Source organism: Actinacidiphila yanglinensis, assembly GCF_900107965.1.
In the GTDB taxonomy this organism is placed as follows: domain Bacteria; phylum Actinomycetota; class Actinomycetes; order Streptomycetales; family Streptomycetaceae; genus Actinacidiphila; species Actinacidiphila yanglinensis.
This window is the reverse complement of sequence record NZ_FNVU01000003.1, coordinates 653,538-666,044: the sequence shown is the minus strand read 5'-3', so window position 1 is coordinate 666,044 and position 12,507 is coordinate 653,538. Positions and strand designations below refer to the sequence as shown.

At 72.1% G+C, this 12,507-nt stretch carries 11 protein-coding genes; 3 read left to right on the top strand and 8 right to left on the bottom strand.

Translation table 11 applies throughout. The features are described 5' to 3' along the window. The 3 genes from C4U44_RS09865 to C4U44_RS09855 all read right to left on the bottom strand — a co-directional run. A partial coding sequence (locus C4U44_RS09865; protein ID WP_265737315.1) for an FtsK/SpoIIIE domain-containing protein occupies positions 1 to 1,798 on the bottom strand: 1,798 nt, incomplete at its 3' end. Then, positions 1,799 to 2,227: a WXG100 family type VII secretion target gene (locus tag C4U44_RS09860; RefSeq protein ID WP_103885262.1), complete on the bottom strand. Its 429-nt coding sequence runs from the start codon at positions 2,225 to 2,227 to the stop codon at positions 1,799 to 1,801. Positions 2,228 to 2,229: 2 nt separating this feature from the next. After that, positions 2,230 to 2,781, bottom strand: a complete 552-nt coding sequence (locus tag C4U44_RS09855) for a WXG100 family type VII secretion target (RefSeq protein ID WP_146088225.1) — start codon at positions 2,779 to 2,781, stop codon at positions 2,230 to 2,232. Between the two features lie 175 nt (positions 2,782 to 2,956). Here C4U44_RS09855 and C4U44_RS09850 point away from each other — a divergent pair, with 175 nt between their 5' ends. Next, a complete protein-coding gene (locus C4U44_RS09850) occupies positions 2,957 to 3,589 on the top strand; it encodes a hypothetical protein (RefSeq protein WP_103885260.1) in 633 nt (210 codons plus the stop codon). 77 nt (positions 3,590 to 3,666) lie between these two features. Here C4U44_RS09850 and C4U44_RS09845 read toward each other — a convergent pair whose 3' ends face one another. The 5 genes from C4U44_RS09845 to C4U44_RS09825 form a co-directional block, all read right to left on the bottom strand. Continuing rightward, entirely contained in the window at positions 3,667 to 6,384 is a 2,718-nt protein-coding gene (locus tag C4U44_RS09845) for a right-handed parallel beta-helix repeat-containing protein (RefSeq protein ID WP_146088224.1), read from the bottom strand. Positions 6,385 to 6,412: 28 nt separating this feature from the next. Further along, positions 6,413 to 7,768 (bottom strand): type VII secretion integral membrane protein EccD, encoded by a 1,356-nt coding sequence (gene eccD, locus C4U44_RS09840; RefSeq protein WP_103885258.1) that lies wholly within the window; start codon positions 7,766 to 7,768, stop codon positions 6,413 to 6,415. Positions 7,769 to 7,822: 54 nt separating this feature from the next. Then, positions 7,823 to 8,149 (bottom strand): WXG100 family type VII secretion target, encoded by a 327-nt coding sequence (locus tag C4U44_RS09835; protein WP_103885257.1) that lies wholly within the window; start codon positions 8,147 to 8,149, stop codon positions 7,823 to 7,825. 58 nt (positions 8,150 to 8,207) lie between these two features. After that, positions 8,208 to 8,570 (bottom strand): WXG100 family type VII secretion target, encoded by a 363-nt coding sequence (locus tag C4U44_RS09830; RefSeq protein WP_103885256.1) that lies wholly within the window; start codon positions 8,568 to 8,570, stop codon positions 8,208 to 8,210. A 165-nt stretch (positions 8,571 to 8,735) separates the two neighbouring features. Next, entirely contained in the window at positions 8,736 to 9,371 is a 636-nt protein-coding gene (locus C4U44_RS09825) for a helix-turn-helix transcriptional regulator (RefSeq protein ID WP_103885255.1), read from the bottom strand. Positions 9,372 to 10,096: 725 nt separating this feature from the next. Here C4U44_RS09825 and C4U44_RS09820 point away from each other — a divergent pair. Then, positions 10,097 to 11,662 carry an MFS transporter gene (locus C4U44_RS09820; protein WP_235031934.1) on the top strand — a complete coding sequence of 522 codons (1,566 nt, stop codon included), beginning with the start codon at positions 10,097 to 10,099 and terminating at the stop codon, positions 11,660 to 11,662. Between the two features lie 133 nt (positions 11,663 to 11,795). Beyond that, a complete protein-coding gene (locus tag C4U44_RS09815; protein WP_103885333.1) occupies positions 11,796 to 12,320 on the top strand; it encodes a hypothetical protein in 525 nt (174 codons plus the stop codon). The last annotated feature ends 187 nt before the right edge of the window (positions 12,321 to 12,507 follow it).

The following is a 12,507-nucleotide window of genomic DNA, read 5'->3' as shown; positions in this document are numbered from 1 at the left end:
CCAACCGCCGCCCGTCCTCATCGACCCCGCCGGCCGCCTGCAGGATCTGGTACTCCCGCACCGAGTCCACGTTCCCCGCCCTGCGCAGCATCTGCTGCCGGCGCTGCTGCTCCCCCTGCAACGCGGTCCGCACCCGGTCGACCATCGCCAGATCATCGGCAAGGTTCGTGATCAACCCCGCCACATGCGGCAACTCGGTCACCCCCGCGAAGGTCGCACCGCCCTTGAAGTCCACCAGCACGAAACCCAGATGCTCCGGGGCATGCGTCATGCTCAACCCCGTCACCAGCGTCCGCAACAACTCGCTCTTACCGGAGCCGGTGGCGCCAACAACCAGACCGTGCGGACCGATACCACCCAGCGCCGACTCCTTCAGATCCAGCACCAGCGGAGCACCGTCCCCGGTGAACCCGATCGGCAACCGCAACAACGCCTCGTCATCCGGCGCATGCCACAACTCCGTCGGATCGAACGACCCGAGATCAGCAACCCCCAGCATCTCCGGCAACGCCACCGTCCGCGCGAGCACCTGCTCCTGCTCACCCGACAACCGCAACGGCGCCAACGCCCGGGCGACTTGTTCACCGACTCGGGGCGGGCACACGTCGGCGACCGCCTCCTCGGCTGCCTGCACCAGGACGGGATACCGGCTCTCCAGGGCCAGGCCGCCCGCGGCGTCGACCCGGGCCCGCACGTCGACCCGGCTCGGCTCCTCGCTCTCCCGCCCGACCACGCACACCACGTGCAACCCGCTCTCTGCCCCGGCCACGGCCAGCAGGTCGGCCACCAGCGGCAGGCGCGCCCACTCCGCGTCCGGCCGGAAACCGTCGAGGACCACCACCAGATGGCGCGTCGCCTTCGCCTCCCGCCGCAGACCCAACGAGGCGCCTCGTTCGTCACGTTCGTCACGGACGAGGTCCACATGGGACTGGAGCAGGTCGGCTATGCCGTCCATACCGGTGGCCACCATGGGGACCAGACCCTCACGATCGGGCTGACGGGCGTGCGGCAGCCATCTCACCCACGCCCAGGGATGGTCCTCCTCCTCGGCGAGGGCGATCACCTGCACGTCGTCGGGGGCGTGCAGTACCGCCAGCTGTATCAGCAGCGCGCCGACGAGTGGAGCGGTGCGCTCCCGCGGGCCGAGCACGCTGAGGACGCCGGTGTGCGCCAGATCGACCCAGGCCGGCTGGCGGCTGACCGTCGCGAAGTCGTCCGCGAGCCGCTCGGCCCGCCGGCTCGACTCGGGGTCGTGCTCGGCGGTGGGGTCACCGTGCCTGCTCAGCACGAGGCGCAGGGCAGGAGCCGCGTGGCCGATGCCCAGCCGCAGCTTGAGGAAGTCCGCGTCGGACGGCCGCCGTTCCCACACCCGGCGCGGGCCGGTGGTGGCGATCGCCCACAGCCGCTGCGGGCTCGGGTGCACGAACGCGCCGGCCGCGCGCTGCGCGGCCGCCGACTCCCGTGCCTGGCGCCGGACGTCGCCGAGGTAGTCGAGGTAGCGGTCCCGCTGGCGGTACTCCGCGCGCCGGTTCGCGTTCCTCGTCTGGGTCCGCACCAGGACCGTGACCCCGACGGAGACGACCACGAAGCCGATGCCGAGCATCATCAGCCACGGTCGCCCGAAGGTGAACATGTAGGCGGCCATGCTGATGCTGCTGAGCAGCGGCAGCAGCATGTACAGCCAGGTCTGCGCCTGGTTCTGCGGGGCCTTCTGCGGCGGGGCGGCCAGCGCCACCTGGGTCTCGGGGAGCGACGGCGGAAAGGTCCTGGCCGGGCGGTGGAAATCTGTCCTGGTCATTTAGTTCGGGTAGTCCTGAGTGATGGGGTAGTCGGGCCCGGTGTGGTCGGACGGCTGGCTTCCGTCGCCGCCGGTGTCGGCGAGCCCGCCGGAGAACTTGAGGAAGGCGGATTGCAGCTCGATTTCCAGATTGCTGTACGCGACGGCCGTCGCCAGAATTCCGCCGGCCATCGCGGGGAGAATGCCGATCTCGCCGTCCTTCTCGCCGAACATCTGCTTCATCACGCGATTCCACCGGTCGTTGAACGCCCGTGCCTCGTCGGCGCTCTTGGACACCCACCCGAGTTTGAGGTCGGCGACCGCGTCGCCGACCCGTTTGATCGCGTCGGCGACGTCGTTGGCGAGCGACACGAGTTTCGCGCTGCCGGTGCCGAGCGCGTGCGGGTCGATCCTGATCGTGCTGACGTCGTAGTCGGCGTTCCCTGACACGCTCAGCCTCCGGAGTTGTGGGTGTTGGCCTTCTCGGCCGCCTCGTAGTTGTCGTAGGCGGTCCCCATCCGCCGGACCATCTCCTGCAGCAGGTTCTCCAGCGCGTGCGAGCCGTTCGTGAACCAGGTCGACATCGTCTCGAACGAGACGGCCGACGGGCTCTCCCACGCGCTCTGGGCCCCGTCGAAACAGGTCCTGATCTGGCCGACCAGGTGCGAGACGTGCCCGCTCTGGGTGCGCACGATCGTGATGGCGCCGCCGAGTTGGGCCAGGGCGACCCGGAACTCCTCCAGCGACATGGTCCCGCCCGAACCGCCCGAACCCCCGCCCCCGCCCGAACCCCCGCCGCCGTGGGACGACACCCGGTCCTGGCCGCCGCCGTGCGACGGCGGGGTTCCGGCCGGGCGGCCGAGCACCGGCCGTGTCGCCAGGCCCGGGTGATCGCCCGCGGGCACGGACGGCGTCGCGTCCTGCCAGGTGTCCACCCTGTCGGTCAGGGAATGACCGCGGGGCATCGCGAGGGAATCCGAATTCCCCGTCGACGACGTCGTCATGAGTCTTTCTCCTTCCACCGCCGGCCGCGGTCCACCGTTCTCCGGCGAATCCGCCGGAATACCGGTACCGGGATTTCGCCACCGGGTCTCGATATGACAAACTGATTCCCGCCGGCGGGCGTCGACCGGAATGACGGGACGCTTCTGCCGCCGGGCACGCGCACAGGAGGACCTCATGGCCGATACCCAGAACAACGACGACGACCCCGACAGCGGAAAGGACTTCAGCAATCTCGTCCCGACCATGACGGTCGACTGGGACACTCCCCCGAGCTTCAACATCGACCCGGGCGGGGCGCCCGGCGGGCAGTCGCCGGACGACGTGGTCGACAGTGGCCCGGTCGTCTTCGACGCCGCCACCGTGCGGGCAACCGAGAGCACCCTGCTGACGGAGGGGCGCGGTGCCGTCTCCAGCTACGAGTCGCTGCGCCAGAAGGTCGATGCGGTCGTGCACGGGCAGTTCTGGGGACCCGCGCACACCGACCCGCCGATCTCGTCCGGCTCCGTCGGCTCCGGGCTGAACGCGAACTCGACCGGCGGCTACAGCCCGCCACCGGACGAGACGGACAACGAGGACCAGAACACCCTCGCGGACCTGGGGGACAGCTTCGCCGTCCACATCAACCCGGCGATGCAGAAGGCGCTGGCCCTGCAGAGCAACGCGCTCGAACTGCTCGGCAACTACCTCGCGATGATCAACGGCGCCGGCCAGTCCTACGGTCACGTCGACCGGGCCGCGCGGTTCCCGGACCCCACCGGCTCGGTCACCGCCACCCGCCCGGACCTCTCCGGCCCCGCGACCGCGTAGACCCGGCGGATCGGGGCGCCGGGGACGGCCGAGCAGCGCCCCGGTACGGCCGGCGGGCCCGCGGTGGTGGCAGGTCATCACGCCACCACCGCGGGCACGTCGGCCGGCTGGAGCACGGTCAGGTCCTCGTCGCTGGGGTCGTCCAGGTCGGCGACCCGCATCGCGTGCTGCTCGGTCATCCGCTGGAACGCCTGGCGGGCGGTGCGCCCGTTGCCGAAGCGCTCGGTCCGCTCGATGGCGTCGAAGTAACCCAGCAGGGCATGCACGGTGTCCGGCTGGACCAGGTACTCGTGCTGGGACGCCTGGTGCTCCACGATCTCCACCAGGTCCGCCGAGGAGTAGTCGTCGAAGCGCAGCGTGCGGGTGAAGCGGGAGGCCAGGCCCGGGTTGGAGTCGATGAGGCGATCCATGTCGTCCGGGTAGCCCGCCGCGATCACCACGACGTCGTCGCGGTGGTCCTCCATGAGCTTGACCAGGGTGGAGATCGCCTCCTGGCCGAAGTCGTTGCCCTGCCCCGCGGGCACCAGCGCGTAGGCCTCGTCGATGAACAGCACGCCGCCCAGCGCCCGTTGGAAGGCCGCGGTGGTCTTCGGCGCGGTGTGCCCGACGTACTCGCCCACGAGCGCGCTGCGGTCGGCCTCCACCAGGTGGCCGCTGGCGAGCAGCCCGAGCGCGGCCAGCAGCCGGCCGTACAACCGGGCCACCGTGGTCTTTCCGGTACCGGGGTTGCCCGCGAAGATCAGGTGCCGGCTCAGCGGCGGCGGCTGCAGGCCCGCCTCCTGACGGCGCTTGACCATCCGCATCAGCTTGGCCATCGACGCCACCTCCCGCTTGACGCCGTCCAGGCCCACCAACCGGTCCAGTTCGGCGAGCAGTTCGGGCAACTGGTCCTCGCCCGCTGTTTCCTGGTCGGCCGCTTCCTGGTCGGCCGTCCCGGCGCCGGCCCGTCCCCCGAGCGTGGGCGCCATCGCGTGCACGGCGCCCACGGCCGGAGTCACCGCCGCGTCCGCGGCCTCCACCGGAAGGGTCGCGATCCTGACGCCGTGGCTGCGGCAGAGTTCGAACCGGGCCGCCGCGTCGTCGTCCTGCGACAGGTCCTCGTCCACGTCGCGCACCACCAGCCGGCGCAGCACCGGCGCGGCCTTGGCTCCCACGTACACCGCCGGGAAGCCGGTCGCGGAGACCGTGCAGTCCTCCAGCAGCCCGCCACCGCCGTCGCCGACGTACACGCCGTTCTTCGCGGCGCCGGCCACGGTCACCGACCGTACCCGGGGGTTCGCCCCGGACCAGATCACCAGCCCGCTGCCCCCGGCGCCGGAGATGGCCAGGTCCTCGATCCAGGGTTCGCTCCCTTCGTCGAGGAAGACGCCCGCCGAGCCCGGTGCCTCCACCCGCCCGCCGCGCACCGTCGCGCCGGTGCCGGCGGCGACCTCGATGCCGGTCCTGGCCGCTCGCAGCACCTCGCAGTCCTCCAGCAGCGGCCGGTGCCCGGTCTCCAGCCGGATCCCGGTGTCCGCCTCGCTGACCACGCAGCGACGCAGCACCGCGTCCGCCTCGTGGACGTCGACGCCCGTCATCCGCGCCCGCTCCACCCGGGTGTCCTCGGCGACGAGGTTCGCCGCGCCCTCCACCCCCACCCCGTGCTGCGCGCTGTCCCGCACGGTGCAACCGCGCAGCACCGTACGGGCGTTGCCGCCGACGTTCACGGCGGTGTACGTCGTGGTGGAGATCTCGCACCCGACCAGCACGACGGAGCAACGGCCCGAGGCATGCACGCCGTTGGCGCCGGTACGGGCCACGGTGCTGTCGCGCACCAGCAGTTCGGCGTCGTCCAGGGCGGCGAGACCGGTTCCGGGCACGTCGACCACGCGGGTGCCCTCCAGTTCCAGCCGGCCGCCGCCCGAGACGACCACGCCCGCCCCGCCCGTCTCGCGGACGTGGCAGTCCCTCAGCCGCGCCTCGGCCGCGTCGACCAGCACGCCCTCCTTGCCGGTGCGGAAGATCTCGCAACTCTCCAGCCGGATCCGCTGCTCCTGGCCTCCGGCCGTGGCGGCGTCCGGCTCGGGGCGCGGCGCGACCTCGGCCCCGGTGCCGTCGGCCCGGGTGATCCGCACGCCTTCGGAGGTGCTGTCATGGAGCCGGCACCCGCGCAGGAGGGGGCGGGCGTGGGAGTGCACGAGCACCGCCGCGTCCCCCGTGTGACGGACCGTGCAGTCCTCGAAGATGCCGCCCGACTCGCCCGCGGTCACGATCCCGCACCCGGTCACCCGCTCGATCGTGGTGCGCCGCACCTCCGCGCGCGCCGCGTCGCTCACCGTGAGCCCGTGCCCGGTCGTCGCCCTGATCACGCAGTCCTCGACGACCGCGCCGGCCGTGCCCGTCACGTGGACACCCGAGCCGGCGGCGTCCTCGACGGTGCACGACAGCAGCCGCGCGGCGGCATCGCGCACGATCTCGATCCGGCCGCGGGAGACCGCGCACCGGTCGAGGAGCGGAGCACCGCCGCCGAGGACCACGGCCGGGCCGCGGTCGCCGGCGCCCACCACCGTCAACTCCCGCAGGACGGGGGAACCGCCGGTCACGTTGACCGCGGGACCGTGCGGGGCCCGTACACGCACGGTTCCCGGCCCTTTCTCCGCGACCACCGTGACGTCCCGGTCGAGGACCAGGGACTCCTGGTACTCCCCCGGCTGGACACGGATCTCCGTGCGCTCGTCCGCCGCCCGGAGCGCGGCCGTGATGCTGCGGTAGGTGCCCCAGCCCCGGTCCGCGACCCGGAACACAGTGCGCTTCACGGGCGGCGCGCTCCGTTCTCCCGGCACGTCACGGCGTCCGCCCCGCGTTCAGCAGGGTGCCGTAGACGCCGAAGACGCCCACGGCGAGCGGCACGCAGGCCACCATCAGGAACCCGGACAGCGGGTCGATCCAGGACGGGCGCGCGCTGGTTCCGGCACCCCGGAAGGCCCGGCCCAGGCCGGCGGCCAGAGCGAGCACCGCCGCACCGAGCAGGACGGCCGGGCCCGCCCAGCCGGGCGCGCCGAAGGCGCCCGGCGCCCGGGTGAGCGTGGCCGCCAGCCCGGTCGTCCCCGCGACCACCACCGGCACGACCGCCGGCGCCATCGTCAGCCGTCCCGCGCGCAGGACGAGCGCCACCCCGAGGCAGCCGGCCAGCGCCACCGCGAACGCCTGGTGCGTCGAGCCGAGCACGACCAGGCAGGCGGCGGCGACCGCCGAGACCAGCAGGTTGGTTCCGATCAGCAGCCGCTGGCCGCGCTTGACCAGGCTCACCACGCCGGCCTCGTCGTCGTGGCCGTCCGCCGCGGAGCCGCTCGATCCCGCGAGCACGGCGAAGTGACCGGAGAGCCCGGGAGCCGCGCCGAGCACGGCGAGCAGGGTGACACCGACCACCGCGGACGCCTCCGGCAGCGTGGCGTGCGCCGCCGTGAGGCACGCCGTCAGTGCCAGGGCGAGCGCGGTGATCGCCACCGCCAGCAGGGTCGTCGCGTGGCGGATGGCGAGCAGGCCGATCAGCGCTCCGAGCAGGGCGCCCGCGCCGAGCGCCACCAGCACGGGGGCGACGCTCGACGGACGCGGCAGCGTGGCGCCGGCCACCGCCAGCAGCGGCATCGCGGCGTACGCCATGATCAGCCGCAACCGCAGCGGCAGGGACCACCCTTGACGGGTCGCCTGCCACGCGAGCACGGCCAGGGACAGCGCGACGAGGACGGCGCAGGCCCGGGTGGCGGGCAGCACGCTGTCCCGGCCGCCGGTGCGGGCCAGCACGACGAAGCCCGCGATCAGGCTCAGTACACCGAGGATCAGGGTGGTGTACGCGCGCGAGCGCCGGTTCCACACCCGGAAACCCTGGTCGGTGCGCGCGACCGTCTCCTCCAGGTCGGTGACCACGGGCTCGTCGAACTCGTCGGCGGCGACGTCGCGCAGATACAGCGTCGCACCGTCCGCGACACCGCTCTCCCGCAGCGACGCCTCGGGGGCGAAGGGCACCGCACCGGGCAGCGCGAGCGACCAGACCGGGGGCAGGGTCTCGTCGAACTCCACCTGCCCGACGAGTTGGAGCAGGGCCGGGGTGTACTCCGCGATGGCGGCCTCCGCGGGCACCGCGAGGTCCACGCGCCGCCGCGCTCCCACCACGGTCACGTGGCAGCGTTCATTCTCCACTGGGCGTTGTCCTTGTCACCTGCCGGCCGTGGGGCCGGGTCTGCCGTATCGGGGTCAGTGCGCGGCGGACCACGTCTTGATGTTCGCCTCCTCGGCGCCGACGTAGTTGCCCCAGTTCACCTTCATCGCGGCGGCGATCTCGCCGAGCACGCCGCCTTCTCCCGCGCTTCCGAACAATCCGATCGCGGCCATGTCCCATTCGTGCACGCGTTCCTGGTAATCGCTCGCGGACTGGGCGTTCCAGGTGTCGATCAGCGACTGGATACGGCGTTTCAGGGCGTGCAGTTCGCCCATGATCTGGTCCGCCTGTCCGTTGAGGTAGCCACCGGCACCCTCAAGTTCCGTGCCGACCCGTATGGTCGAGCTCTCGATATCGGGCATGTCGAATCCTCAGAACGGGGATGGGCGTGCTGGGTGTGGTCTCGTCTTCTCGCCGCTGTCAGGAAAGCCGGGCGGGCGGAAGCACCACCCTGCTGAAGTTGGTGACGTTCGTCTGCTCGCCCTGCACGTAGTTGTCAGCGGTGTTCGACAGGCCGTCGGAGATGCCGAGCAGGGCGTTCTGCATCCGGGCCGCGCAGGTGTCCCAGTCACCCATGAGGTTCTGGAACGTGCTGGCGGCGATGCCTCCCCACACGGATTCCAGGTCCTGGACATACGACTTGAGTGTGTCGAGTTGGCCCTGCACGACCTGCTGGGTGTTGCTGATGTCGACGGCCTTCTCCTTCAGGTCGTGAGGCGTCGTGTGGTAGAGAACACCATCAGAGCCCGTGAAACCGGATCCGCCGCCGTCGGTTGCCACCATGACGTCCGCCTTCCTGCAATCGGTTGTCGCCCGCCTGGTGAATCCTTCCGCCCGCAGCGGCCGCCGGGGTGTCCCGATCCGACACCCGGGTCCGCCGGGGGTGTGGGTTCCGGCAGGGAGCGTAGGCACCGGCCGTCGCGTGGCGGCCGTCCGCGCCGAGGAACCTCAAAGGGCGCCGGATCGTATGGCGTAGGCGATGGCGTGGCTGCGGTTGCGCAACCCCAGTCGCAGCGTCATCGACCCGACGATGGTCTTGATGGTGCGTTCGGAGTAGTTCAGCTTCGCCGCGACCTCGCCGGTGTCCAGCCCGTCGGCGAGCAGCCGGAGGACCTCGATCTCGCGGTCCTTGAGTCCGGACAGGTCGAGGCCGAGCGGATCGAGCACGCTGCCCTGGAGCGCCCTGACGTGGTCGATCAGGGATCTCACCAGCGCGTGCGGGAGGTCGGCCCGGCCGTTACGGCTGCTCAGTACGGCCTTCAGCACCTGTTCCATTCCGCCGCTGTCCGAGCGGTGCACGAAACCGACCATGCCGTGGCGCACGGCGGGCAGCAGTCTCGACTCGCCGATCTCCTCCGCGACCAGCACGATGCCGAGGTCGCGGTTGGTGGCGGTGGCCGTCAACCGCTGCATCGCCGCGAGGGTTTCCTCGGTCACCCGCCCGGCGAACATCACCGCCACGTCGGCGCAGCCGTGCAGCCCGGGCGGAAGAACGTCGACCCGCCCGCTGGCCCGAAAGTAGGAGGACGCGCCATCCCGCGTCATCGGGTCACTCGCGATGACGGCCACCGCCGGTGCGGTCACATGCGCTCCCTCTGCCCGTGCCCCCGCGTCTCCGAGCCTAGGCAGCGGAAACCGGCCGCCCCATGTCGCCGGGGCACTGCTCCGACCCCGGTGTATGTCGGTTTCCTGACAGGTGATTCGGTGAGGGGTGGTCCGGGAGGGGTGGTCCGACCGGCACCCGCCTCTCGGGCCGGTACGCCCTCACGTCTCAGGGTGGCTTCGCCCGCCCCGGCGGTGCCGCGCTCCTGAACTCGGCGCGGCGGCGCGGGTCACGCCTCCACGGGCGGGCGGATCGTTCGCGCTCCCCGACTTCTACATCATGTAGTAGGTTGATCGGAACACCCGGCCGGGCCGTTCGGCCTCGGGTGACGGCGTCGCCGTGCCCCCGGCCTCCAGTCCCGTCGGCGAGCCCGGAGTTGATTCATATCGTGATCCGGCCGCCAAGGAGGCTGTCCGCAGTGTCGTCTCGCGACGTCCACCGCCTTGGCACGAGGCGCGCGGAGGCCGTAGGGACGCGCGCGGTACCGAGCGGCACCGTCCTGACGGACTCCCCTGCGGGGACCACCCGGTTCGGCGCCCGGCCGGCAGCCCGGGGCGCAGGCGTCCACCCTCCGTCGAGCAATACCGGTGGAACGTCCCGCCGGGACCGGAAAGGCGAAGCGACCGCCCGCCGGCCCGCACGCCCGGGACCGTGGCATGGCGCGCGGGCGCTGCTCCAGCGGGCCGATCCCCGGCATCCGGTCCTGGTGGCCACGGTGGTCGCCGCCGTGCTGCACCTGCTGTGGGCGGTGTTCCTGGCAAGGAACGCCGGCGACCTGGCAGCGCAGTACGCCTGGACCGACTTCATACGGGCCCATCCCTCGGCCTCCTACGATCTGTCCTGGTACGGCGGCATGCACCCGGCCTCCTACAGCGTCCTGTCGCCCTACATCATGGCGGTGATAGGAGTGCGGACGACCGCGGTCGTCGCGGGGACGATGTCCACTGCCGTCACCGCGGCGTTGCTGCTCCGCGCCGGCGTCGAGCGCCCGCTGGTACCGGTGTTGTGGACCGCGTTCGCCCTGTGGTGCGACGTGGTCTCCGGACGGGCGACCTTCGCCCTCGGCATGCTGTTCGGACTCCTTGCGACGGCGCTGCTGTTCCCGGCCGAGCGGGCCTCCCGCGGTCGCTTGTGGCGCTCCGCGGTCGCCACCACGATGGGGGCACTGGCCACCCTGTGCAGCCCCGTGGCCGGGTTGTTCGTGCTGGTGGTCGCGGCGGCACTGTTCCTGGGCGGGCGCCGCGCCGACGCCTGCGTACTGGCCGCCGCCCCGCCGCTGGTGGTGGGCACCACCTCGCTGCTGTTCCCCTTCTACGGCGTGCAGCCCTTCGCCTGGTACCTGGCGGTCCTCCCGCTGGCGGTCGCCGTGGGGATCTCGCGGGTGGTGCCGGCGACCTGGCGGTCGATGCGACTGGGCGCGCTCGTCTACGCGTTGGGCGTCCTGCTCACCTGGGCCGTACCGTCGCCCATCGGCAGCAACGTGGAACGCCTGGCGCTGCTGTTCGGCGGCACCGTGCTGCTGATCGTGGCGATGGGCAGCCCCCGGGGAACGCGGCGGGCCCTGACGCTGTGGCTCGCGTTCGGCTGCGTCGCGACCTGGCAGATCGCCGAGCCCGTCTACGACCAGGTGACCACCCACGCGTCTCCCGCCACCGCCGAGCACGCGGGCCCGCTCATCTCGGAACTGCGCCGCATACGGGCCGACCGCGGCCGCGTCGAGGTGGTGCCCATGAGCTCCCACTGGGAAGCATCCGGCCTGTCGCCGTACGTCAACCTGGCCCGCGGCTGGAACCGCCAGGCCGATGTAGAACGCGACCCGCTCTTCTACCGCGGCACGCTCACCGCCACCGCCTACCGGGACTGGCTGCGGCACTGGGGCGTCGGGTACGTCGTACTGCCGTCCGTCCAGCCGGACTTCGCCGCGGTGGCCGAGGCGAGACTCGTCGCGGCCGGCCAGCCCTGGCTGCGTCCGGTCTGGCGGAACGCGGACTGGCGCGTGTACCGGGTGAGCGGCGCCGCTCCGCTCGCCGATCCGCCGGCCGTCGTGGACGAGGCGGGACCGGCCGAACTCACGGTGACCACACCTCGGGCGGGTTCAGTGCTGCTGCGCATCCCGTGGTCCCCGGTACTGGGCATCGAAGGCCCCCACGGAGAGCGGCATGGTTGTGTGAAGGCGGACGGCGACTGGACCCGGCTGTACGCCCCGACCGCCGGCACCTACCGGATCGGCGGCAGCTACGCGCTGATCCGCGGCACACAGTGCGACAGGTAGCAGATCCCACCCGGTCCCGAAGCGGACCCTCCGGCACCTCACCTCGTCAACCCAGGGGTTGACGAAGGACACCAACCCACGGTCAACCCTGCGGCTGACGTTGCGGCGCCGCGCGGACGGCAGTCTCAAGGGCGTGACGACGACTGATTACCTCATCTCCGCGGTACTGATCCTCCTGGTGATACCGCAGATCCGCGGCACCCGGGTCACCCTGCGCACCGCGATGCTGCCGGTGGTGTGCGTCGCGGCGGCGGCCGCGTACTACCTCAAGTCCTTCCCGACCGCGGGCCACGACGTGAGGCTGTATGTCGTCGGCGCGGTCGTCGGCGCGGTGCTGGGGCTCGCCTGCGGCGCCGCCACGCTGATGAGCCGCGGCTCGGACGGTGTCGCGTTCGCCAAGGCGGGGGTGGCCGCGGCGGCGTTGTGGATCGCGGGGATGCTGCTGCGCTCCGGGTTCGAGTTCTGGTCCGCCCACAGCGGTGCCGAACACATCGCGCGGTTCAGCCGCGACCACATGATCACCAGTGCCGACGCGTGGACCGTCGCGCTCCTGCTGATGGCCTTCGCGCAGGTCCTGGCCCGGCTCATCGTGATACGGACCAGGGCGCGCCGGGTCACCGCGAGTGCCGCGACAGCGTCCGCACCGACCCTGGGCTGAGTGCGTGGGCATGGGATCCGGCCTGCCGCGGGGGCGGTGAACGCCAGGGCAGCGGGACGGAACCGCACCAGCGGCGCGAGCCGTCGGAACCGGAGCCGTACGAGGACGGAAGCCGCCGGAGCAGCGCGCACGGCCTGACCCGTACGAGCCGCCGGAGCAGCGCGCACAGGCTGACCCGTACGAGCGG

What these genes read in the sequence shown, in the direction of transcription:
- C4U44_RS09855 (WP_146088225.1), bottom strand. Translation starts at nt 2,781, where the DNA reads ATGACGACGTCGTCGACGGGGAATTCGGATTCCCTCGCGATGCCCCGC.
- C4U44_RS09830 (WP_103885256.1), bottom strand. Translation starts at nt 8,570, where the DNA reads ATGGTGGCAACCGACGGCGGCGGATCCGGTTTCACGGGCTCTGATGGT.
- C4U44_RS09835 (WP_103885257.1), bottom strand. Translation starts at nt 8,149, where the DNA reads ATGCCCGATATCGAGAGCTCGACCATACGGGTCGGCACGGAACTTGAG.
- C4U44_RS09850 (WP_103885260.1), top strand. Translation starts at nt 2,957, where the DNA reads ATGGCCGATACCCAGAACAACGACGACGACCCCGACAGCGGAAAGGAC.